This window comes from Streptomyces sp. NPDC002499, assembly GCF_053595415.1.
In genome coordinates, this window is the sequence record NZ_JBSFXO010000007.1 from 430,007 (window position 1) to 452,391 (window position 22,385).

14 protein-coding genes are annotated in these 22,385 nt (G+C 72.0%); 9 read left to right on the forward strand and 5 right to left on the reverse strand.

The window, feature by feature from the left end:
- Positions 1-23: 23 nt before the first annotated feature.
- The 4 genes from ACWD5F_RS22005 to ACWD5F_RS22020 are packed head-to-tail and all read right to left on the reverse strand — an operon-like array spanning position 24 to position 9,189.
- Positions 24-6,656 carry an SDR family NAD(P)-dependent oxidoreductase gene (locus ACWD5F_RS22005; protein WP_451256494.1) on the reverse strand — a complete coding sequence of 2,211 codons (6,633 nt, stop codon included), beginning with the start codon at positions 6,654-6,656 and terminating at the stop codon, positions 24-26.
- A gap of 55 nt (positions 6,657-6,711) precedes the next feature.
- Positions 6,712-7,620: a thioesterase domain-containing protein gene (locus tag ACWD5F_RS22010; RefSeq protein WP_451256496.1), complete on the reverse strand. Its 909-nt coding sequence runs from the start codon at positions 7,618-7,620 to the stop codon at positions 6,712-6,714.
- A complete protein-coding gene (locus tag ACWD5F_RS22015; protein ID WP_124002631.1) occupies positions 7,604-7,870 on the reverse strand; it encodes an acyl carrier protein in 267 nt (88 codons plus the stop codon). Before ACWD5F_RS22015 ends, ACWD5F_RS22010 begins: the two co-directional genes overlap by 17 nt.
- Before the next feature lie 11 nt (positions 7,871-7,881).
- A complete protein-coding gene (locus ACWD5F_RS22020) occupies positions 7,882-9,189 on the reverse strand; it encodes an NAD(P)/FAD-dependent oxidoreductase (protein ID WP_401727606.1) in 1,308 nt (435 codons plus the stop codon).
- A 441-nt stretch (positions 9,190-9,630) separates the two neighbouring features.
- Here ACWD5F_RS22020 and ACWD5F_RS22025 point away from each other — a divergent pair, with 441 nt between their 5' ends.
- The 5 genes from ACWD5F_RS22025 to ACWD5F_RS22045 all read left to right on the forward strand — a co-directional run bounded on the left by ACWD5F_RS22025 (position 9,631) and on the right by ACWD5F_RS22045 (position 17,635).
- Positions 9,631-10,059: a DUF3291 domain-containing protein gene (locus tag ACWD5F_RS22025; protein WP_401727605.1), complete on the forward strand. Its 429-nt coding sequence runs from the start codon at positions 9,631-9,633 to the stop codon at positions 10,057-10,059.
- Complete coding sequence (locus ACWD5F_RS22030; RefSeq protein WP_451256499.1) at positions 10,056-11,609, forward strand: MFS transporter; 1,554 nt, start codon at positions 10,056-10,058, stop codon at positions 11,607-11,609. The genes ACWD5F_RS22025 and ACWD5F_RS22030 overlap by 4 nt, the downstream gene beginning before the upstream one ends.
- Before the next feature lie 262 nt (positions 11,610-11,871).
- Positions 11,872-15,729, forward strand: coding sequence for a Pls/PosA family non-ribosomal peptide synthetase (locus ACWD5F_RS22035; RefSeq protein WP_451256501.1), 3,858 nt, complete (start codon positions 11,872-11,874; stop codon positions 15,727-15,729).
- Between the two features lie 77 nt (positions 15,730-15,806).
- The gene (locus ACWD5F_RS22040) at positions 15,807-17,186 is read left to right on the forward strand and encodes a M1 family metallopeptidase (protein ID WP_451256503.1); all 1,380 of its coding nucleotides are present in this window, start codon (positions 15,807-15,809) and stop codon (positions 17,184-17,186) included.
- Between the two features lie 26 nt (positions 17,187-17,212).
- A complete protein-coding gene (locus ACWD5F_RS22045; protein ID WP_451256505.1) occupies positions 17,213-17,635 on the forward strand; it encodes a YchJ family protein in 423 nt (140 codons plus the stop codon).
- Positions 17,636-17,663: 28 nt separating this feature from the next.
- Here ACWD5F_RS22045 and ACWD5F_RS22050 read toward each other — a convergent pair whose 3' ends face one another.
- On the reverse strand, positions 17,664-18,365 hold the full coding sequence (locus tag ACWD5F_RS22050) for a FadR/GntR family transcriptional regulator (RefSeq protein WP_451256507.1): 702 nt from the start codon (positions 18,363-18,365) through the stop codon (positions 17,664-17,666).
- Positions 18,366-18,527: 162 nt separating this feature from the next.
- On the opposite strand from ACWD5F_RS22050, the gene ACWD5F_RS22055 reads away from it, so the two are divergent.
- The 4 genes from ACWD5F_RS22055 to ACWD5F_RS22070 are packed head-to-tail and all read left to right on the forward strand — an operon-like array spanning position 18,528 to position 22,290.
- Positions 18,528-19,049 (forward strand): gluconokinase, encoded by a 522-nt coding sequence (locus ACWD5F_RS22055; RefSeq protein WP_401727598.1) that lies wholly within the window; start codon positions 18,528-18,530, stop codon positions 19,047-19,049.
- A 17-nt stretch (positions 19,050-19,066) separates the two neighbouring features.
- Positions 19,067-20,464 (forward strand): GntP family permease, encoded by a 1,398-nt coding sequence (locus ACWD5F_RS22060; protein ID WP_451256509.1) that lies wholly within the window; start codon positions 19,067-19,069, stop codon positions 20,462-20,464.
- 24 nt (positions 20,465-20,488) lie between these two features.
- Positions 20,489-21,247 carry an SDR family oxidoreductase gene (locus ACWD5F_RS22065; RefSeq protein WP_450353151.1) on the forward strand — a complete coding sequence of 253 codons (759 nt, stop codon included), beginning with the start codon at positions 20,489-20,491 and terminating at the stop codon, positions 21,245-21,247.
- Positions 21,248-21,261: 14 nt separating this feature from the next.
- Positions 21,262-22,290, forward strand: coding sequence for an L-idonate 5-dehydrogenase (locus ACWD5F_RS22070; RefSeq protein WP_451256511.1), 1,029 nt, complete (start codon positions 21,262-21,264; stop codon positions 22,288-22,290).
- The last annotated feature ends 95 nt before the right edge of the window (positions 22,291-22,385 follow it).

The window sequence follows — 22,385 nt, forward strand, 5'->3', positions numbered from 1 at the left end:
GACCGATCAGCCTCCGAGCGTCGTCAGACCGAGACCGCGGCCCGGCCCGGCTGCCGGAACCGGCTCTCCAGTTCCGCGTCCTCGACCGCGACCACGTCCCGCAGGACCGCCAGCACCCGGCCTCGCGGATCGAGCGCGGTCACCGTGCAGGTCACACCGGTCCGGCCTGGCCTGATGTCCTCGACGGCGATCAGGAAGTCCCCGTCGGAGGGCAGCGGTTCGAACAGGCTCAGGCGGCCGATCTCCATGGGCAGGCAGGCCCGCCCGCGCCGCTCGCGCACCCAGACCAGCACGGCCTGGAGCAACAGATCGGCGAGGACCGGGCTGTGCAGCCGCCCGTGGTAACCGCCGTGCGCGGGACGGGAGTCGGCCAACCGGGCCCGGACCAGCAGCCGTTGCTCGTCGACCGACAGCACCGAGCGCAGTCCGCGCAGCGAGGGCCCGTGGAAGAGCGTGCCGTCGCGGTACAGCGGAGCCGCGTCGCGGCCGGCCGAACTTCCGGCCAGGGCCACCAGATCGGTGCGGTCCGCGGGCCGCGGCCCGGCGGCGCCGGTGCTCAGCCGGACGCTGTACGCGGGCCGGCTGCGTCCGCCGCTGTCCACGGAGGAGGCGAGTACGTCGACTCCGGTCCCGCCCGCGGCGGGCTCGACGGCCAGCCGCAGCCGCTGGGGCCGCTGCCCGTCGGGCTCGTCCCAGGAGACGCCCTTGAACACCTTGAACCCGCTCGCCCCGGTGACGGTCTCACCGGTCGCCGTCTCGATCGCGTTGGCCAGCACACCGAGGGCCGCCGTGGCGGGCAGCACCCGTCGGTCGCCGATGGTGTGGTCGGTCAGCAGCGGTTCGTCGACCAGGTCGGACAGGGTCCGGTCGACCACCAGCGGGGTGAGCCCGGCGCCCTGCGTCTCGGGCGGCGCGGACAGCGGGGTGAGCGGGCCGGTGACGATCACGGTGTCGTGCGCGTGCCCGGCCGTGAACTGCTCGGCGAACATGCCCGCGCCGGTCGTCAGCGGCACCAGCGCGATCCCGCGCTGCGCGAACATGGCCCGCAGGTCGTCGGAGACCATCCCGCCGTCCCAGGCGCCCCAGTTCATCGCGGTGACGCGCGCGGTGGGCAGTTCCCGCTTCAGCCGTACGGCGATCCGGTTCAGCGCCTCGTTCGCCATAGCGTAGTCGGACTGTCCGCGGTTGCCGAAGAACCCGGCGACGGAGGAGAACAGCACCAGGTGCCGCAACTCCGCGATCCCGCGCAGGACATCGAGCACATTGCCGAGTCCGAGCAGCTTGGTCGCCAGCACCCGGCGGATCTCGTCGGCGGACTTCTGCGCGACGAGCCGGTCGGCCAGTACGCCGGCCCCGTGCACGACACCGGTCACGCGACCGGCGTACGGCGTCAGCACGCGGCGGGTCTCGGCGGCGTCGGTGATGTCGACGGTGAGGTACTCGACGCGGGCGCCGGTGGCGGTGAGCCGGGCGAGGTTCGCGGAGATCTCACGGGATGCGGTGATCTCCCTGAACTCGGCTTCCACGGCACGGGGGTTGGGCTTCTGTCCGCCCTGTGCCGCGCGCCGCGCGATCAGCCCGCGCAGCGCGGGACCCTCGGTGCCGACGGCCCACTCGGGCTCGGGTGCGGGCCGGCTGCGGCCGAGCAGCAACAGCCCGGCCGGCCGCGCCGAGACGAGCGCGTGCAGGCAGTCGGCGGTGATCCCGCGGGCTCCGCCGGTGACCACCAACAGGTCGTCCGCGGTGATCTCCGGGACGGCCGCGGCGCGTGCCTGGTGCGGTTCGGCGGCGAGGGCGACGGTACGACGTCCGGCGCCGTCGTGCGCCACATCGGTGTACGCGCGGGACAGGTCGTCGATCTCGCCGAGGAACCGGGCACCGACCGTGGTCAGCGCCAGCTCCGGCGCGAAGTCGACGGTACGGACGAAGAGTTCGGGCACCTCGATCGCGAGCGTCTTCACCAGCCCGGCGACCCCGCCGAGCAGCGGCGAGGCGTCTCCGGCACCGCGATACCCGCTCGCCCCGTCGAGCCGCGTGACCGCGACGAACCCGGCCCGGGTCCCCTGCGCGGCCACGGCCTTCAACGCGGCCAGGCTGTTCTTGGCGACCAACAGGCAGTGCTCGAGGCGTCGCGTCCCCTCGGCCCACTCCGGCCCGGCCGCGGCCGCCATCTGTACGACGAGGTCGACCCGCCCGCCGGTCAGGTTCGCGGCGAGCTCCCCCTCGTCCCAACTCACCAGCCGCCGCTGGGCGTCCGCCTCGGCCACGACGTTGTCCACCCCGGGCAACGACACGACCTCGACCCGCCACCCGTCCCCGCGCAACGCCCCGGCGAGCGGCCGCGTCAACAGGGACCCGTCGTCCACGACAACGGCGGTACGGGTCTCCGCGTAGGCACCGACGAGGGTGTGAGGCGGGGCGATCTCCGTGACGTCGGCGTAGGTGCGGCCGATTCCGGGGGTGGGCGGGTAGGTGATGGCGAGGGGGGTGGTGGGAGTGGTGGGCTGGGGAGACGTCGCGGGGGCGGACACCGTGGAGGCGAGGAAGCCGGCGATGTCGTCCAACGTCCGCAGTTCCGCGAGCACTTCCGGGTCGACGTCTTCCGAAACCGGGTACGACTCCTGCAAGGCGCCGAGAATCTGGACCCGCTTGATGGAGTCGATGCCCAAGTCGGCCTCGACATCCATCCCCGGCTCCAGCATCTCCACCGGGTAGCCGGTCTTCTCCGCCACAGCACCCAACAGCGCATCCATCACGCCAGCGGCCACAGCAGAGTTGGCCACGGGAGCGGGCTCAGGGATAGACGCGGGAGCAGGTGGCGGTGCGGGAGTTGCTTCGGTGGTCACCGTTGAGGCCAGGAAGCCGGCGATGTCATCCAACGTCCGCAGTTCCGCGAGCACTTCGGGATCGACGTCCTCGGAGACCGGATACGACTCCTGCAAGGCGCCGAGAATCTGGACCCGCTTGATCGAGTCGATGCCCAAGTCGGCCTCGACATCCATCCCCGGCTCCAGCATCTCCACCGGGTAACCCGTCTTCTCCGCCACCGCACCGAGCAGAGCGTCCATCACGCCAGCGGCCACAGCCGAGTTGGCCACGGGAGCGGGCTCAGGCAGCGGAGCGACGGGCTCAGGAGTCGGCTCTGGACCCGCCTCCGCAGGGATCGTGGAAGCAAGGAACCCGGCAATGTCATCCAGGGTCCGCAGCTCCGCCAGCACCTCCGGATCAACGTCTTCGGAGACCGGGTACGACTCCTGCAACGCCCCGAGAATCTGCACCCGCTTGATCGAGTCGATGCCCAAGTCGGCCTCGACATCCATCCCCGGCTCCAACATCTCCACCGGATAACCCGTCTTCTCCGCCACCGCACCCAACAGCGCATCCATCACGCCTGCGGGGATGGAGGAGCTGGCGACAGGGGCAGGTTCAGGTACGGGCTCTGGCTCGGGTACGGGCTCCGGCACAACCGCCTCGACCTCGACAACCCGCTCCTCGACAACCTCCTCCTCAACGACCTCCGCCTCGACAACCGCCTCCTCCACAACGGCCCTCTCCTCGACCGCCGCCCCCCGCAACGCCTCCAACAGCAGCCGCGTCGACCGCTCATGAGCCGCCCCGATCGTGGCCCCCTGCTCCCGTATGAGAGCCAGTGCCGCCTCCGTGTCGGGGTGCCCGCCCGCCCGTACCGACTCCTCCAGGGAGCGCACCGACGCGTGCACCGTGTCCACGTGCGCGGTGAGGATCTCCGCCTGGAGGCCGAGCCCTTCACGTACGGCGGATTCGATGCCGTCAGTGCCGTCCGCAGGGGCAGCGGAGGCGGCCGCCGTCAGGGCCAGCGGCTCCGACAGCGCCTCCCGGTACGCCGAACGCCGTTCCTGGGTCACGTAGTTGATGCCGCGCAGCGGAATCGTCATGCCCTTGCGGGGCGCCTGTTCACGCCGGGGCTCCACGCGGTCGTCGAAGCCGACGAGCGGCAGGCCGAGGACGGCCAGTTCGATCGCCGCGCGCTTGAGGGAGACCTCGCTGTCCTTCGAGGGGCCACCGTCCACCGCGAGGGTCACGACGTCCGTGCGGCCTTCGAGGATGCGGTCGACGAGGTCGGTCAGCACCCGCTTGGGTCCGAACTCGACGAAGACGCGGAATCCGTCCGCGTACATCTTCTCGATGCCGGAGACGAAGTCGACGGGCTGGAGCAACTGGTCCACGAGGGTGCGGCGGTTGGCCGCGGGGTCCGTGCCGTAGGACGAGCCGGGGGTGTTGGCGTAGACGGGGATCCGAGGGGCTTCCAGCCCGGTCGACTCCACGGCCTGCCGGAACGCGTCCGCCGCGTGGGCGACGAACCCGGTGTGGAAGGCGGCCGAGACCGGCAGTCGCTTGGCGGGGATGCGGCGGCCCGAGACGTCGGCGACCAGGCGGTCGATCTCGTCAGTGGGGCCGCCGACGACGATCTGGCCGGGGGCGTTGATGTTGCAGATGGCCACGTTGCGGTAGGTGGCGACCAGGGCCTGGACGTCGGAGAGCGAGGCGCGGATGGCGGCCATGGCGCCCGGGTCGAAGTCGGCGGGGGCGTGCTCGGGCGGGGCCATCGACGTGCCGCGGGCGCGGGCGAGCCGGGCGAACTGCTCGTCGTCGAGGGCGCCGGCCGCCCACAGCGCGGTGAGTTCGCCGAAGCTGTGGCCGATGACGCCGTCGGCGCGGAAGCCGAGTTCGCGCAGCCAGGTGTACTGGCCCGCGGAGAGCGCGCCGATGGCGGGCTGGGCGAAGTCGGTGCGGCGCAGGGCGGTTTCCTGCTCGCCGCGGACCGTGTCGCTGAAGGCGGGCGGCGGGAAGACCGTGCGGGCGAGGGTGTCGGGGCCCTCGGTCAGCCGGTTGGCCCGGTCGAACGCGGCGCGCAGGGGCGGCAGCGCGATGGCGGCCCGGCGGCCCATGCCGACGTACTGGCTGCCCTGGCCGGCGAAGACGGCGGCCGCCTTCACCGAGGTGGGCAGTGCCTGGCGGCGGTAGGTGATGCCCTTGGGGTGCTGCCACTGGGGGGCGTCGGGGCGGGCGCGCAGCAACTCGACCGCCGTGTCGCGCAGTTCGGCGAACTCGGCGTCGCTGCGGGCGACGATGCCGATGCGGGCGTCGGAGGCGGGGATCGCGCCGGACTCGTCGGTGGCGGCGCCGTTCTCGATGCGCAGGGCGAGCGCCTCGGGGCCCGCCGCGTGCCACAGGCCCCAACGGACCACCGGGCCCAGGGTCTTGGCGTCGGTGTCGTCGTGCTCCTCGAGGACCATGTGGAAGTTGGTGCCGCCGAAGCCGAACGAGGAGACGGCGGCCCGGCGTTTGTCGCGTGCCGGGTCCAGCACCCACGGGCGTGCCTCGGTGTTGACGTAGAACGGGGTGGTGGTGGGGTCGAGGGCGTCGCTGGGGGTCTCGACGTTGATGGTGGGCGGCAGGACCTTCTGGTGCAGGGCGAGGGAGAGCTTGATGAGGCTCGCGGCGCCCGCGGCGGCCTTGGTGTGCCCGATCTGGGACTTGACGCTGCCGATGGCGGCGTAGCCGTGGTCGTCGTTGCCGGCCGAGACGACCGAGGAGAGGGCGGCGAGTTCGGTGTGGTCGCCGACCGCCGTGCCGGTGCCGTGCGCCTCGAAGAGTTCGATGGCGGAGACGGGCACGTCGGCGTCCTCGTAGGCGCGGCGCAGGGCGAGTTGCTGGCCCTCGGCGCGCGGGGCGTAGATGCTCTTGAAGCGGCCGTCGCTGGAGGTGCCGATGCCGCGCAGCACGGAGTAGATGCGGTCGCCGTCGCGTTCGGCGTCGGCGAGGCGCTTGAGCGCCAGCATGCCGATGCCCTCGCCGATCAGTGTGCCGTCGGCGGACTCGTCGAAGGGGCGGATCTGCTGGGTCTTCGAGAACGCCGGGGTCTTGCTGAAGCACATGTACATGAGGATCGTGTTCTCGGCGTCGCAGCCGCCGGTGATCATCATGTCGGCGCGGCCCTCGATGAGTTCGCTCACCGCGAGCTTGACGGCCGCGAGGGAGCTGGCGCAGGCCGCGTCGACGGTGCAGTTGGTGCCGCCGAGGTCGAAGCGGTTGGCGATCCGGCCGGCGACGACGTTGCCGAGCATGCCGGGGAAGGAGTTCTCCTCCCAGGGGATGTACGCCTTCTTGAACCGCTGCGCGATCTCCTCCGCGTCCGCCTCGCTCAGTCCGACGCTGCGCACGACCTCCTTGAGGACCGGGGTCTGCAGGCGCGCGGAGAGCGGCTGGGTGAGGGAGTTGGCGCCGGTGATGCCGAGGATCACGCCCGTGCGGGAGGCGTCGTACCAGTTGCTCTGGTCGGCGCCCGCGTCGCGCAGTACATCCCGTGCCACGGTCAGGGAGAGCAGTTGGAGGATGTCGGTGACCTCAAGGGTGTTGGGCGGGAGCCCGAACTCCATGGGGTTGAAGGGGATCTCGGGCAGGAAGCCGCCGCGCCGGACGTAGGTCTTGTCCTCGGCCGCCGGGTCCGGGTCGTAGTAGTCCGCGGTGTTCCAGTGGCTCTCGGGAACGTCCTCGATGCAGTCCTCGGCGTCCACGATGTTGTGCCAGAACTCGCGCAGGTCGCGCGACTTGGGGAAGAGGCCCGCCAACCCGACGATCGCGATCGGTGTCTCGGCCAGACGTGAGTGCTGCACGGTGTTCCTCCGCTGGTGCTCTGTGTCTGCGGGTCGGGTGGGGGCGGACGGGTGTTCAGTCCGCCTGGGGCGGGGCAGTGGGCGGCGCGGCGAGCAGGGCGGCCAGCGCGGCGACCGTCTCCGGTTCGCCGAGCAGCGTGTAGTGGTCGCCGGGGACGGCCAGTTGGCGCAGGGGCCGGCCGCTCAGCTCGGACCAGCCGAGGTCGGGGCTGGCGGGCAGCAGCGAGCCCTCGGGCTTGACGAGCGTGATGGTGCGGTCGAGCGGGTCGGGCAGATAACCGGCGGTGCAGCGGTTGTTGCGGACGAGCCCGGCGTGGAAGGCGGTGAACAGCTTGCGCAGGCCCGCCTCCTGCGTGTCCGCGGGCAGCAGGCCCTGTGCGGTCGCGGCGGCGAGCAGGGTGGCGAGGTCGTCCTCGTCGGTGGGCACGAAGGCGAACCGACGGCCCCGCTTGGCGCCCAGGTACATCGCGAACCAGTCGAGCAGCAGGGTCGGTTTCAGGGCGTCGTCGGCGGGCTGGAAGGCGGCGACCGGCGCGATGGAGTCGAGGACGACGAGCGCGTCCACGACGTCGCCGCGGCCCTGAGCCGCCAGCTGGGCGGCGATCTCGTAGGCGACGACTCCCCCGAACGACCAGCCGATCAGATGGAGTTGACGCTCCGTGAGTCCGGCCGCGGTGAGTTCGGCCAGGCACTGCGCGGCGAGTTCGCGGACGCCGGGCACGGGTGCGGTCGGGTCGAGGGCGGCCATCGCGTACGCGGGGACGTTGCCGAGGTCGCACAGGTGCGGTGCGCTGTCCTCGGGCAGCCTCGCGACGAGGTCCTGCCAGATGGTCGGCGGCAGCGCGCCCGGGTGGACGGCGCAGACCGTGCGGGCGGTCGGGCCCGCGGCGGTCCCCAGCGCCGTCAGCAGTGGGCGCCGCAGGGACCGCCGGTCCGCGACGGCCGTGTCAGGCCGTCGCGACATGGCGGTCGCTCTCCTCGGCGATGTGCTCGGACAGGGCGGCGATCGTCGGGTGGTACCAGAGCGCGGTGGCCTCCAGTTCGAAGCCGAGCCACTTCTCCAGTTCGCCCGCGAGGATCAGCGCCTCCGTGGAGTCGAGGTCGAACTCGTCGAAGTACCGCTCCGCGTCGATCTGTTCCTTGTCGACGCCGAGCCGGACCGCGAGCTTCTCGACCAGCCAGAGCCGGGCTTCGTCGGCGGTGACACGCTGCATGGAGATTCCCCTCACTTCGCTGTGCGGTTGGCTTGGTGGTGCAGTTCGCGGGTGACGGCCTCGGCCGCCAGCCGCCCGGAGACGAATCCGGCCTCGTGGGAGCCGATGAGGTCGACGCCGATGCGCGGCGCGTGGAAGTAGGAGCCGGCCAGCTTGATCCGGCCGCCGGGCGCGTTGACGTCGTAGATCGTGCGCTGCATGGCGCGCACCTCCAGGTCGATGACCGGGTGCGTGAACGGCAGTTCGCGGATGACGAGTTCGTCGCGCGGGGCGATCGGCGAGTCGAGGGTGACGAAGTAGTCGCGCTCGGCCGTGAAGCCCTGGAGGGAGTTCATGTAGTAGGCGACCCAGGTGCGGGGGCGTCCGTCGACCGTCTTCACGCCGTAGTTCCAGCTCTGCCAGCGGGCGCGGTCGGGCGGCATGCTGGAGGGGTCGGTGTGCAGGATCGCGGTGGTCTCGCTGTAGCGGACCTTGCGCAGGATCTTCGCCTGGAGCTGGGTGGGGTGTTCCAGGACGGCGAGGGTCTGGTCGGCGTGCGCGGCGAGCACGGCGAGGTCGTAGCGCTCCTCGCCGGCGGCGGTGGCGACGACGACTCCGTCCTCGTCCTCGCGGACGCGGGTGACCTCGGCGCCGGTGCGGACCTTGCCGTTGACGCCGGCGACGACCCGGCGGACGTACTCGATGCTGCCGCCGCCCACGGTCTTCCACGCCACCGAACGGCCGCCGAGGCCGCCGGGGTCGTGGGACATGAAGAAGGCGATCACCGTGGTCGCGGGCATCTCCCAGATCAGCTCGGCGGGCACCGACCAGACGGCGGTGGCGAGCAGGACGACGTAGCCGTACTTGAAGGCGTCGGTGTAGCCGCCGCGGTCCAGGTAGTCGCCCAGGGAGAGGTCGGTGCGCTTGCGCAGGAAGTCCCGGGGCGCCTCGCGGTGGAAGCGTTCGGCGTCCCGCCACAGCGGGAGGAAGTCGGCCGGGTAGCGGGCGGCGATCTCGTCCTCGGAGAGCTCGAACTCCCGGGTGCCGTAGTCGAGTCCGCGGTCCAGGTCGAAGAAGTCGAACCCGCCGGTGTGGTCCAGCGCGGTCACGCCGAGCTTCTCGAAGAAGGCGGTCAGCTCCGGGTAGGTACGGGCGTTGAAGACCACGAAGGCCGTGTCGACGCCGATCGTCCGGCCGTTCTCGTCGACCTCCACGGTGAGGGCGTGGCCGCCGGGACGGTGCTGGCTCTCGTACACGGTGACTTCGACGTCGTCCGGCAGGTGATGGGCGGCGGAGAGGCCGGATATTCCGGCTCCGACGACAGCGACACGGGTGGTCATGGCAGGGCTGCACCTCGGCTCGAACAGTTCTCGGGAACGGTCACGTGGCGGGATGGGGCACGTGGAGCGACGGCCGATGCGCAGAGGGCTGATACCTCTGAAGTGGGGTGGCAGTCCGCGGAGTTGCCCGGTGGACGGCGCAGAAGGAACCGTAGGCCTGGCCGGAAAACGGGGTCAATCGACCCATCGGCGGGCGGACTTGCCCTATCGAGGCATTCGATGGGGGCCCGAGCGGACTGTCCTGATCCGGTCGGTCCGGCGCTCTGCGGGAGCGACCGGGCGCCGGGCGCGCCCCCCGCGACAACTCCGCACGCTCCGCACGCCCCAGCGGGAACGTCGGGAATTCACCCCTCCGGGGGTGTACGGAAACACCTGCCTGCGGACTCTTATGAATGACCGCCGTGGAACCGGCGACGCAGCACCGCCGAGGGGAGATCTTTCATGCCGACGATTCCGTGGATGCCCGGCACCGCGAAGGACGGGGCCGACGGCGGTGAGCCCGCCGGGCCGCCGCTGGTCATGGCATCCCGGCTGGAGCTGCGCTCGCTGCTCGGCGTGCCCCGGTTCTTCTTACTGTCCCTGGTGATCTTCCAGCAGGTCCGCAGGTCGCCCGGCCTGCTCGGTGCCTCGCTGCGCGCCGAGCCGCTGAAGAAGACGTTCTGGACGCTGTCGGCCTGGCGGGACCAGGAGGCCCTGAACACCTTCAACAGCACCGACCCGCACGCGAAGAGCGTGCGGGGGCTGCGGCCGGGGATGAAGGGTTCGGTGTTCGTGTTCTGGAACGCCGAGCGCGATCAGCTGCCGATCACCTGGGACGAGGCGCAGCGCCGCCTGGCCGACCAGGCGGAGAAGGAGACCCGGTCGGCATGAGCACGGTCTCGGCGGAGTCGGACGGCACGGAGTCCGGACCCGCACCCACCCCGCCCGTCGTCCCGCACGCCCGTCTCGTCCTGCTCGCCGCCTGTCTCGGCCTCTTCATGTCGTTCATCGAGGTGACCGCGGCCATCTCCACGCTGCGCGCGCTCCAGGTCGACATGGAGGTGGCGCCGGCCGACCTGAGCTGGGTGTCGAGCACGTACACCCTGGTGGTCGCGGCCTGTGTGCTGTCGGGCGGGGCGCTGGGCGAACGGCTGGGCAGGCGCCGGGTGTTCCTCGCCGGCGTGGTGCTGATCGCCGCGGGTTCCCTGGTGGTGGCGTCGGCGCAGGGCTATCCGCAGGTGCTGGTCGGCCGCGGGATCAGCGGTCTGGGCGGTGCCCTGGTGCTGCCCACCTCGCTGGCCCTGATCACGACGACGTTCTTCGTCGATCTGCCGCGCATGCTGCGGTACATCTCCGTCTGGGTGTCGGTCTCGGGCGTCGGCCTGGCCGTCGGCCCGCTGCTCGGCGGCGTGCTGCTCCAGTCCTTCGACTGGCGCGCGGTGTACCTGGTCAACACACCGCTCGCGGTGATCACCGTCCTCGTCACCCTGCGCGCGGTCACGGACTCCCGCGTACCCGACCGACCGCTGGACCTGCCGGGCCAGTTCTGGGCGGTGCTCGGACTGTCGACGCTGGTCTACGGCATCGCGGTGGGCGGCCGGGCGGGCTACGACGATCCGGTCGTCGTCATCGTGCTCGCGGTGGCCGCCGTCGCCCTGACCATGCTGGTGCGCACGGAGCGCCGCCGGGCCGTCCCGATGCTGGACGTCCGCATGATGGCCAACTCCCGCTACACGGCGGCCCTGTGCGTCGCCGCGGCAGCCCTGTTCGTGTTCGTCGGTGTCGTCTTCCTGGAGGTCCTCTTCCTGCAACGCGTCCGCGAGTTCGGCCCCTTGGGCACCGGGATACGGCTGCTGCCCGCGATGCTCGCCTTCGTGGCGGCCACGGCGTCGGCGCAGCGTCTCGCCGGGCGGATACGCGCGGGCCGGCTGCTGGCGGCGGGTTCGCTGCTGACCACGGTCGCGGCGCTGGTGCTGCTGCGTCAGGAGCCGGACGGGAGCTACGCGGTGACCGCGCTGGGTCTCGTCCTGGCCGGGCTGGGGAGCGGATTGGTGGTGGCTCCGTCCACGGCCGCCGCGTTCGAGGTGGTGGAGGGTCCGCAGATGGGCGCGGCCTCGTCGGCGGTGACGGCGTTCCGGCAGGTCGGTTCGGTGCTGGCGACGGCGGTGTTGGGGGCGGTGCTCGCGGTCCGCTTCCTCGGCGTGCTGCCGGAGCGGCTGGCCGAACACCGGCTGCCTGCCCCGGTGATCGACCAGGTGGTGGCGGTCGCCCGGGACGGCGGCAGCGCGTCCGGCCGGTCGACTCCGCAGATCACGGACGCCGTCGCGGAGGCGTTCACCGCGGGTGTGCACAGCGCGCTGTGGGTGGTCGCGGGCGTCTCGTTCGGTGCCGCCGTGCTCGCGTCGGTGCTGTTGGCCCGGCGGGCTCCGCAGCCGCGTTGAGTGCCCTTTTCGGTACCGGAAAGGGCCACTTCACGCACAGTGTGTGCCATCTCTCCCGGGAGTGAAGAACCCCAGGTCACCGGAGCCCGAATGGACCCCGGACGCCCCCTGATCAGGTGTCCTGAGTGGCCGGTCACGGTGCGGGAACCTAGCGTCGTACTAAAATTTCCTGCTTGTTAACCGAGCTGGAACCGGACAACCCCAGGCAACCCTGCGGGCCCGCCAGCGCCCCGGCGTTCCGGGAACGATACGCGAGGACCCGATGGCAGCCACACACGAGAGCAGTGCTCTCGGCCTGCTCGAGGACGAAATCCGCGAGCAGCTCGGCAACAAGGCACGATTCTCGGGAGGCCAGGCGGCCTCACCGCGCACCCTGGTCGACGTCTTCGACGCGTCCGTCCGCTCCTACCCCGACGAGCTCGCGCTCGACGACGGGACGACCCGGCTGACCTACCGTGCGCTGGCCATAGAGGTCGAGCGGCTGCGCCGTGACCTGGGCGCGGCCGGGGTCGGTCTCGGTGACCGTGTGGGTGTCCGTGTCCCGTCCGGTACCAACGACCTCTATGTGGCGATCCTCGCCGTCCTGGCGGCCGGTGCCGCCTATGTCCCGGTGGACGCCGAGGACCCGGACGAGCGGGCCGAGCTGGTGTTCGGCGAGGCCGAGGTGCGGGCCGTCGTCGGCGCCGGGCACGAGCTGACCGTCCATGGCCGCAGCGAGGTCCCGGCCCGGCGGCCCGGTGTCGAGCACGACGCGTGGATCATCTTCACCTCCGGTTCCACCGGCAAGCCCAAGGGCGTGGCGGTCAGCCACCGCAGCGCCGCCGCGTTCGTGGACGCGGAGGCCGCGCTGTTCCTGGCCGACGACCCGATCGGTCCCGGTGACCGGGTCATGGCGGGCCTGTCGGTCGCCTTCGACGCGTCCTGCGAGGAGATGTGGCTGGCGTGGCGCTACGGCGCCTGTCTGGTGCCGGTGCCCCGCTCCCAGGTGCGCAGCGGCGCCGACCTCGGCCCCTGGCTGGTCGAGCAGGAGATCACCGTGGTCTCCACGGTCCCGACCCTCGCCTCCCTGTGGGAGCCCGAGGCCCTCAACGAGGTACGGCTGCTGATCTTCGGCGGCGAGGCCTGCCCGCCCGAGCTGGTGCAGCGCCTGGTGACGGAGGGGCGCGAGGTCTGGAACACGTACGGACCCACCGAGGCGACCGTCGTCGCCTGTGCCTCGCTGATGACCGGCGACGAGCCGATCCGCATCGGGCTGCCGCTGAACGGCTGGGAGCTGGCCGTGGTGGACGAGGCCGGCGAGCCCGTCCCGATGGGCTCCACCGGACAGCTGGTGATCGGCGGGGTGGGCCTGGCCCGGTACCTCGACGCCGAGAAGGACGCGGAGAAGTACGCGCCCCTGGACTCGCTGGGCTGGGAGCGGGCGTACCGCAGTGGTGACCTGGTCAAGGCGGAGCCGGAGGGGCTGATCTTCCTCGGGCGCGCCGACGAGCAGATCAAGCTCGGCGGGCGCCGGATCGAGCTCGGCGAGGTGGACGCGGCCCTCCAGGCGCTGCCCGGCGTCGCGGGCGCGGCGGCCGCCGTACGCACCGCGCGCAGCGGCAACCAGCTCCTGGTCGGCTATGTCGTCACCCAGGAGGGCTGGGACCACGCCACCGCCGTGGAGAAGCTGCGGGCCGAGCTGCCCGCCGCGCTGGTCCCGCTGATCGCCCCGGTCGAGGACCTGCCCACCCGCACCTCCGGCAAGGTCGACCGCAACGCCCTGCCCTGGCCGCTGGAAGGTCTGGAGACCACCGGCGGTCCGGCCGAGCAGCTCTACGGCACCGAGGCCTGGCTCGCGGAGCAGTGGACCGAGGTCCTCGGCATCCCCGTGGGCAGCGCCCGTGACGACTTCTTCGCTATCGGCGGCTCCAGCCTGGCCGCCGCCCTGCTGACCACCCGGCTGCGCACCCGCTACCCGAGCGCGGCCGTCCTCGACATCTACCAGCAGCCCACCCTGCGCAAGCTGGCCCGTCACCTGGAGGAGTCCTCCCAGGACGACGGCGCCCGGCGCACGATCGCCCCGGTACCGACCCGCGCCAAGGTGATCCAGACCCTGCTGCTCCTGCCGCTGTACACCCTCCTCGGGCTGCGCTGGACGGTGGCGCTCGCCGCCGCCGGGAACCTGCTGCCCGCCTACTCCTGGCTGCCGACCGCCCCCTGGTGGCTGCTCGTGGCCGGTGCCGCGCTGCTGTTCAGCCCGCCCGGCCGGCTCGCGATCGCCGCGGGCGGCGCGCGGCTGCTGCTGCGGGGCGTGCAGCCCGGCCGCTACGAGCGTGGCGGGAGTGTGCATCTGCGGCTGTGGACGGCCGAGCGGCTGGCCGAGTTCAGCGGGGCGACCTCGCTGACCGGGTCCTGGCTGGAGCGGTACGCGCGGGCGCTGGGCGCCAAGGTCGGCCAGGACGTCGACCTGCACTCGCTGCCGCCGGTCACCGGCATGCTCAAGCTGGGCCGGGGCGCGGCCGTGGAGTCCGAGGTCGATCTGTCCGGCTGGTGGCTGGACGGCGACCGCCTGGAGATCGGCCAGGTCAAGGTCGGCGCGCACGCCGTCGTCGGCACCCGCAGCATGCTCTTCCCGGGCGCCCGCGTGGGCAAGCGGGCCGAGGTGGCCCCCGGTTCCGCGGTCACCGGTCAGATCCCCACCGGTCAGCGCTGGGCCGGCGCGCCCGCCGTCAAGCTCGGCAAGGCCAAGCGGAACTGGCCCAAGGAGCGGCCGCAGAAGGGCACGTACTGGCGCGTGATGTACGGCCTGACCGGCCTCGTGCTGACCGCGCTGCCGCTGCTGGCGGGCGGGGCCGCGTTCCTCGTGGCACAGGCGCTCGTCGACGCGGACGCGCCCGTGAAGGGTGCCGCGCTCGCCCTCGTCCCGGCCACGCTGGCCTTCGGTCTGGCGTACGCGCTGCTGATCCTGGTCGGCGTGCGGCTGCTGAGCCTGGGGCTGCGGGAGGGCACGCACCCGACGCACAGCCGGATCGGCTGGCAGGCCTGGACGGTCACGCAGCTGATGGACCGCTCCCGCGAGACCCTGTTCCCGCTGTACGCCGGGTTGGTCACGCCGGTGTGGCTGCGGCTGCTCGGCATGCGCATCGGGCGCGGCGCCGAGGTCTCCACGGTCCTCGCGCTGCCGAGTCTGACCACGGTCGGCGAGGGCGCGTTCCTGGCCGACGACACCCTGACCGCGCCGTACGAACTGGGCGGCGGCTGGATGACGATCGGGCGCGCGGAGATCGGGCGGCGGGCGTTCCTCGGGAACTCGGGAATGACCGCGCCGGGTCGCAGCGTGCCGGACGGCGGTCTGGTGGGCGTGCTGTCGGCGACGCCGAAGAAGGCGAAGAAGGGCAGCTCGTATCTCGGCCTGCCGCCGGTGAAACTGCCGCGCAACACCTCCGCCGGCGACCAGAGCCGGACCTACGACCCGCCGGCCCGGCTGCTGTGGGCCCGCGGTCTGGTGGAGCTGTGCCGGATCGTGCCGGTGTTCTGCTCGGCCGCGCTGGCGGCCGGCACGGTGGCGCTGCTGTGCCTGCTCGGGCCCTGGGCCCCGCTGCTGTCCGGTCTCGTCCTGCTCGCCGCCGGCGCCGCGGCCGGGCTCCTGTCGATCGTCGCCAAGTGGCTGCTGGTGGGCCGCCACCACACCGGTGAGCACCCGCTGTGGAGCGGCTACGTGTGGCGCAACGAGCTGGCGGACACCTTCGTCGAGGTCGTGGCCGTGCCCTGGCTGGCCGGTTCCGTACCGGGCACGCCGGTGCTGACCGCGTGGCTGCGGGGCCTGGGCGCCCGGATCGGCAAGGGCGTCTGGGTGGAGAGCTACTGGCTGCCCGAGACCGACCTGGTGACCCTGGAGGACGCGACCACGGTGAACCGTGGCTGCGTGCTGCAGACTCACCTCTTCCACGACCGGATCTTGCGGACGGATACTGTTGTTCTCCGTGAGGGCGCCACGCTGGGCCCTGGCGGGATCGTGCTGCCCGGCAGCACGATCGGGGCCCGCACCACGCTGGGTCCCGCGTCGCTCGTCATGGCCTCGGAGTCCGTCCCGGACGACACCCGCTGGCTGGGCAACCCGATCGAGGCATGGCGCCCCTGAGCGCGGGTCACTCGGAGTCGGTGAGCGAGGCACCGACGGCACCGAGTGGCAGCGCAGCGCAGGGAGCAGAAGCGGCAGTGGCAGTTCAGCAGTCAGTGGGTCCGGACCCGTACTTCCCGGCCAACGGCGATGCCCGTTACCGGGTGCACCGCTACGAACTCACGCTGGACTACCGCCCTGGCCCCAACCGCCTGGCGGGGGCGGCCCGGATCAACGCCATAGCGGGCCGTTCGGCGCTGCCCGAACTCCAGCTCAACCTGGCCGACTTCAAGATCGGCCGGGTCCGGGTCGACGGCCGGCAGGCGCACTACACGCACCGCGGCGGCCGGCTGCGGGTGCGCCCCGCCAAGCCGGTACGGCCGGGCGCGGCCTTCACGGTCGAGGTGCACTGGGCGGGCAACCCCAAGCCGGTGAACAGCCCCTGGGGCGGCCTCGGCTGGGAGGAACTGGAGGACGGGGCGCTGGTGGCGAGCCAGCCGATCGGCGCGCCGTCCTGGTACCCGTGCAACGACCGGCCCGCCGACAAGGCCTCCTACCAGATCTCGATCACGACACCGTCCGCGTACGCGGTGGTGGCGGGCGGGCGGCTGCTGACCCGGACGACGAGGGCGTCGACGACCACCTGGGTCTACGAGCAGGCGGCACCGACCTCCAGCTATCTGGTGGGCCTGGCGATCGGCAAGTACGAGACGGTGCTGCTGGGCGACCCGGGTCCGGGCGGGGTGCCGCAGCACGGGCACATCCCGGCGCACCTGCTGCCGCAGTTCTCCCGGGACTTCGCGCGGCAGCCGCAGATGATGGAGCTGTTCCAGGAGCTGTTCGGGCCCTACCCGTTCGACGAGTACGCGGTGGTGGTGACGGACGAGGAGCTCGATGTCCCCGTCGAGGCACAGGGGTTGTCGCTGTTCGGCGCCAACCACGTGGACGGGGCCCGGGGTTCGGAGCGGCTGGTCGCGCACGAGCTGGCCCACCAGTGGTTCGGCAACAGCGTGTCCATCGCGGACTGGCGGCACATCTGGCTCAACGAGGGCTTCGCCAAGTACGCCGAGTGGCTGTGGTCGGAGCGCTCCGGCGGGCCCGGCGCACAGCAACTGGCCGCCGCCGCGCACCGTTTGGTGGCCTCGATGCCGAAGGACCTGCGGCTGGCCGACCCGGGCCGCAAGTCGATGTTCGACGACCGGCTCTACGAGCGCGGCGGCCTGACCCTGCACGCGCTGCGCTGTGCGCTGGGCGACGACGCGTTCTTCCGCATGCTGCGCGGCTGGGTCGCGCTGCACCGGGGCGGCTCGGTGACGACGGCGACCTTCGCGGCCCACGCGGCGCGCTACGCGAGCGAACCGCTGGACGACCTGTTCGCCGCGTGGGTGCACGGCACGCGCCTGCCCCCGCTGCCGCGCCTGGAGAGCCGGATCCCGGCCCGCCCGACCCACCCGCCGACCAACGCGGAACCGGCGTAGCCGGCACAGCGGGGAGAATGACGGGCATGTCCCGACGTACCTCGAACTCCCGGCGGGGGCGCGCCTCCGCCCCTGCTCCGAGCCCCTCGTGCCCGTGCGGTCTCCAGGACCCGTACGACTCCTGCTGCGGTCGCTTCCATCGAGGCGAGGCCGCGGCGCCGACCGCCGAGACCCTGATGCGGTCACGGTACGCCGCTTTCGTGAAGCTCGACGAGGAGTACCTGCGGCGCACTTGGCACCCGCGCACCCGTCCCGCCCGGCTCGACCTCGACCCCGCCCTGCGCTGGACCGGCCTGGAGATCCTGGGGACGGCGGACGGTACGGCCTTCCACAGCACCGGGACCGTGACGTTCCGGGCGTCGTTCAAGGGCGGGTCGCTGCACGAGCGCAGCCGGTTCGAGCGGGTCGAGGGGGCGTGGGTGTACGTGGACGGGGAGTTCCTGGACTGATCCCCCGCCCCGAGCCGTCGGCTCCCGACTAGGGCGCCAGGATGTCCAGTTCATGCAGCGCGCCCACGGTGATCTCGCGGGTCAGCGACTCCGCGCGGGCCGCGTCGCCCTCGCGGACGGCCTCGGCGACCTGGACGTGGAGGGTGACGGCGGCCGGGTCGGGGTCCTCGAACATGACCTCGTGGTGGGTGCGGCCCGCGAGGACCTCGGCGACGACGTCTCCGAGGCGGGCGAACATCTCGTTGCCGGACGCGGCGAGGATCACCCGGTGGAAGGCCACGTCGTGGACGAGGTAGTCCTCCAGCTTGTGGCCGCGCGAGTTGGCGACCATGCCGATCGCGCACTCGGTGAGTTCCGCGCACTGCTCCGCGGTGGCGAACTTCGCGGCCAGGGCCGCCGCGACCGGCTCGATCGCCGAGCGCAGGACGGTCAGTGAGCGCAGCTGGTGGGGGCGGTCGGCGCCGGCCAGCCGCCAGCGGATGACCTGCGGGTCGTAGACGTTCCACTCGGCCTTGGGGCGCACCGTGACGCCCACCCGCCGGCGCGACGCGACCAGGTGCATGGATTCCAGCACCCGGACCGCCTCCCGCATCACGGACCTCGACACGTCGAAACGCTGGGCCAGCTCGTCCGTGCGCAGAACGCTGCCCGGGGGGTACTCGCCGGCGGTGATGGCGGGACCGAGGGTGTCCAGTACTCGGCCGTGCAGGCCCCGGCCCGTGGTGCTCATGCACTCAGCGTACGGGCCGCGTCACGGAACCAAAAAGTCAGACTTATTTGTCACAGACTCTTGAATTCGTCGTACCTAATCGGTTTCATCGTGGTCGACGCCCGTTGTCGTCCAGGTGTCGAAGAAGACCGAGCAGACAGCGAAGAGGACAGCGAGGTAGCGATGAGGGCCCCCCACGTCGTCGTGGTCATGGGTGTCGCAGGCACCGGCAAGACCACCATCGGCCCCCTGCTCGCGGCGCGTCTCGGCGTCCCGTACGCCGAGGGCGACGACTTCCACCCGCCGGCCAACATCGCCAAGATGTCGGCCGGTCACCCGCTCGACGACGACGACCGGTGGCCGTGGCTCGACGCCATCGGCACCTGGGCGCACGGGCGGGCCGGACTCGGCGGGGTGGTCAGCAGCTCGGCGCTGAAGCGGTCCTACCGCGACCGGCTGCGCGCCGCCGCCCCCGATGTCGTCTTCGTCCATCTGACCGGCGACCGCGCCCTCATCGAGGACCGGATGTCCCACCGGCAGGGCCACTTCATGCCGACCGCGCTGCTCGACTCCCAGTTCGCCACGCTCCAGCCGCTCCAGGCGGACGAGGCGGGCGTCGACGTGGACGTCACCGGCAGCCCCGAGGAGATCACCGAACGGGCCGTACAGGCCCTGTCGACCCTCCCTGAACCGACCACCCCGTAACCCCGAGGGAAACCACCGTGACCAGACTCAGCGTCGAGTTGCTGGCAGCGGACGCCCCCGAGCCGATCACCTCGGCCGGACACGCTCAGCTCGGCATCGCCGTCCTGGTGGGCATCGCCGTCATCGTCGTGCTCATCACCCTGTTCAAACTGCACGCCTTCCTGTCCCTGACCATCGGCTCGCTGGTGCTCGGCGCCGTCGCGGGCGCCCCGCTGGACAAGGTCATCACCAGCTTCACCACCGGGCTCGGCTCCACGGTCGCGAGCGTGGGCGTGCTGATCGCCCTGGGCGCGATCCTCGGCAAGCTGCTGGCCGACTCCGGCGGCGCGGACCAGATCGTCGACACGATCCTCGCGAAGGCGAGCGGGCGGGCGATGCCGTGGGCGATGGTGCTGATCGCCTCGGTGATCGGGCTGCCGCTCTTCTTCGAGGTCGGCATCGTGCTGCTGATCCCGGTCGTGCTGATCGTCGCCAAGCGCGGCAACTACTCGCTGATGCGCATCGGCATCCCGGCGCTGGCCGGTCTGTCCGTGATGCACGGTCTGATCCCGCCGCACCCCGGCCCGCTGGTCGCGATCGACGCGGTCCACGCCAACCTGGGCGTGACCCTGGCGCTGGGCATCCTGGTCGCCATCCCGACGGTGATCATCGCCGGTCCGCTGTTCTCGAAGGTCGCCGCCCGCTGGGTGGACGTCCCCGTCCCCGAACGGATGCTGCCGCCGCGCGCCTCCGAGGAGCTGAAGGGGCGCCCGAGCTTCGGCGCCACCCTGGCCACCGTCCTGCTGCCGGTCGTGCTGATGCTGTCCAAAGCGCTGGTCGACATCGTCGTGGACGACCCCGACAACCGCACCCAGCGCGTCTTCGACGTCATCGGCTCCCCGCTGATCGCCCTGCTCGCCGCCGTGATCGTCGCCATCTTCACGCTGGGCCGGCCCGCCGGGTTCACCAAGGAGCGGATCACCGAGACCGTCGACAAGGGCCTGATGCCCATCGCGGGCATCCTGCTGATCGTCGCCGCGGGCGGTGGCTTCAAGCAGACGCTGATCGACTCGGGCGTCGGCCAGATGATCCTGGACATCTCCAAGGACTGGTCGATCCCCGCGCTGCTGCTCGCCTGGCTGATCGCGGTGGGCATCCGTCTGGCGACCGGTTCGGCGACGGTGGCGACGGTCTCGGCGGCCGGCCTGGTCGCCCCGCTCGCGGCCGACATGTCGACCGCCCACACCGCCCTGCTGGTCCTGGCCATCGGCGCCGGCTCGCTCTTCTTCAGCCATGTCAACGACGCCGGGTTCTGGCTGGTGAAGGAGTACTTCGGGCTGAGCGTCGGCCAGACGCTCAAGACCTGGTCCGTCATGGAGACGATCATCTCGGTGGTCGCCGGCGGCCTGGTCCTGCTGCTCTCCCTGATCATCTAGCGGTACGGAAACAGGAGTACGGCAATGAGTCACCCCCTGTTCGACATCAGCGGCCGCACAGCCCTGGTCACCGGCTCCAGCCGGGGTATCGGCCTCGCCCTCGCCCGGGGTCTGGCGGAGGCGGGCTGCACGGTGGTCCTCAACGGGCGGGACGCCGACCGGCTCACCAAGGCGGCGGCCGACCTGCCCGGTGACGTCCACACCGCCGTCTTCGACGTGACCGACGGCCCGTCGGTGGCCGCCGGTATCGCGGACATCGAGGAGCGGGTCGGCCCGCTGGACATCCTGGTGAACAACGCGGGCATGCAACTGCGGGCCCCGCTCCTGGAGTTCACCGACTCCGACTGGCACCGCATCATCGACACCAACCTCACCAGCGCGTTCCTGGTCGGCCGCGAGGCGGCCCGCCGGATGACGGAACGCGGCCACGGGAAGATCGTCAACATCTGCTCGCTCCAGAGCGAGGTGGTCCGCCCCGGCATCGCGCCCTACTCGGCCACCAAGGGCGCGCTGAAGATGCTCACCAAGGGCATGTGCGCCGACTGGGGCCCGAGCGGTGTGCAGGTCAACGGCCTGGGCCCCGGCTACATCGAGACCGAACTCACCCAACCCCTGGTCCAGGACGAGGAGTTCAGCGCCTGGGTGCGCCGTCGCACCCCGGCCGGCCGCTGGGGCACCACCGAGGACCTGGTCGGCGGGGTGCTCTTCCTCGCCTCGCCCGCCGCGGACTTCGTCAGCGGCCAGATCCTGTACGTCGACGGCGGCATGACGAGCGTGCTGTGAAGGGACCGCGAGAGATGTTCGGTTGTGTGATCCACGGTCAGGGCGATCTGCGCGTCGAGGAGCTGCCGGTCCCCGAGCCCGGCCCCGGGCAGGCGCTGGTCGCGGTCCGCTACGGCGGGGTCTGCGGCTCCGACCTGCACTACTGGCGGCACGGCGGGGTCGGCGACTTCCGCCTGAAGGAACCGATGCTGCTGGGCCACGAGGTGGTGGGCACGGTCCTCGCGTACGGCTCCCCCGAGGCCTCGAGTCCCGCTGTCGGTACGCCTGTCGCCGTGCACCCTGCGACCCCGTGCGGGGTGTGCCCGGAGTGCGTGGCCGGACGCCGGAACGTCTGCCGGGACACCCGCTACCTCGGCAGCGCGGCCCGCTACCCGCACGTACAGGGCGGCTTCGCGGCCCAAGTGGTGGTCCCCGCCGAGCAGTTGAGGCCGCTCCCGGCGGACCTGGAGCTGTGCCGGGCCGCCCTCGCCGAACCGCTGTCCGTCGCCCTGCACGCCGTGCGCCGGGCCGGTGACGTCGAGGGCAGGCACGTCCTCGTGACCGGCGCCGGGCCCATCGGCTGTCTGGTCGTCGCGGCGGCCAAGGCGGCCGGTGCCGCCCGGGTGACGGCCACCGACATCCTCCCGGCCGCCCTGGAGTACGCACGGCACGCCGGCGCCGACACCCTCGTACGGGCCGACGATCCGGACGACGCTGGGTGGCCGGACGAGGTGGACGTGGCCGTGGAGGCGTCCGGGGTGGCCGCGGGTCTGGAGACCTGTCTGCGGCTGGTGCGGCGCGGCGGGGTCGTCGTGCAGCTCGGGATGCTGCCGCCGGGGCCGAGTCCGTTCGCGGGGAACCTGGTCGTGAGCCGGGAGATCGAGCTGCGCGGGGCGTTCCGGTTCGACGGCGAGTTCGACGAGGCGCTGCGTCTGCTGGCCGCCGAGCCGGCGTTCGACGCGCTGGTCAGCGCGGTGGTACCGGTCCGGGAGGCGGAGTCGGCCTTCGAGCTGGCTGCCGACCGCGCCCGGTCCTGCAAGGTCCTGCTGGACTTCGGGGCTTGATTCAGGGCTTGATTCGGGGCCCGATTCGGCTTCCCCCGGGGGCGCACTCGGCCTCATCATGAGGGGACCCCCGGGGTGACTCCCGGGGGGTAACC

Coding starts and splice junctions, on each gene's coding strand:
- ACWD5F_RS22010 (WP_451256496.1), bottom strand. CDS start 7,620: ATGTCGCGACGGCCTGACACGGCCGTCGCGGACCGGCGGTCCCTGCGG.
- ACWD5F_RS22015 (WP_124002631.1), bottom strand. CDS start 7,870: ATGCAGCGTGTCACCGCCGACGAAGCCCGGCTCTGGCTGGTCGAGAAG.
- ACWD5F_RS22020 (WP_401727606.1), bottom strand. CDS start 9,189: ATGACCACCCGTGTCGCTGTCGTCGGAGCCGGAATATCCGGCCTCTCC.
- ACWD5F_RS22025 (WP_401727605.1), top strand. CDS start 9,631: ATGCCGACGATTCCGTGGATGCCCGGCACCGCGAAGGACGGGGCCGAC.
- ACWD5F_RS22030 (WP_451256499.1), top strand. CDS start 10,056: ATGAGCACGGTCTCGGCGGAGTCGGACGGCACGGAGTCCGGACCCGCA.
- ACWD5F_RS22035 (WP_451256501.1), top strand. CDS start 11,872: ATGGCAGCCACACACGAGAGCAGTGCTCTCGGCCTGCTCGAGGACGAA.
- ACWD5F_RS22045 (WP_451256505.1), top strand. CDS start 17,213: ATGTCCCGACGTACCTCGAACTCCCGGCGGGGGCGCGCCTCCGCCCCT.
- ACWD5F_RS22050 (WP_451256507.1), bottom strand. CDS start 18,365: ATGAGCACCACGGGCCGGGGCCTGCACGGCCGAGTACTGGACACCCTC.
- ACWD5F_RS22055 (WP_401727598.1), top strand. CDS start 18,528: ATGAGGGCCCCCCACGTCGTCGTGGTCATGGGTGTCGCAGGCACCGGC.
- ACWD5F_RS22065 (WP_450353151.1), top strand. CDS start 20,489: ATGAGTCACCCCCTGTTCGACATCAGCGGCCGCACAGCCCTGGTCACC.
- ACWD5F_RS22070 (WP_451256511.1), top strand. CDS start 21,262: ATGTTCGGTTGTGTGATCCACGGTCAGGGCGATCTGCGCGTCGAGGAG.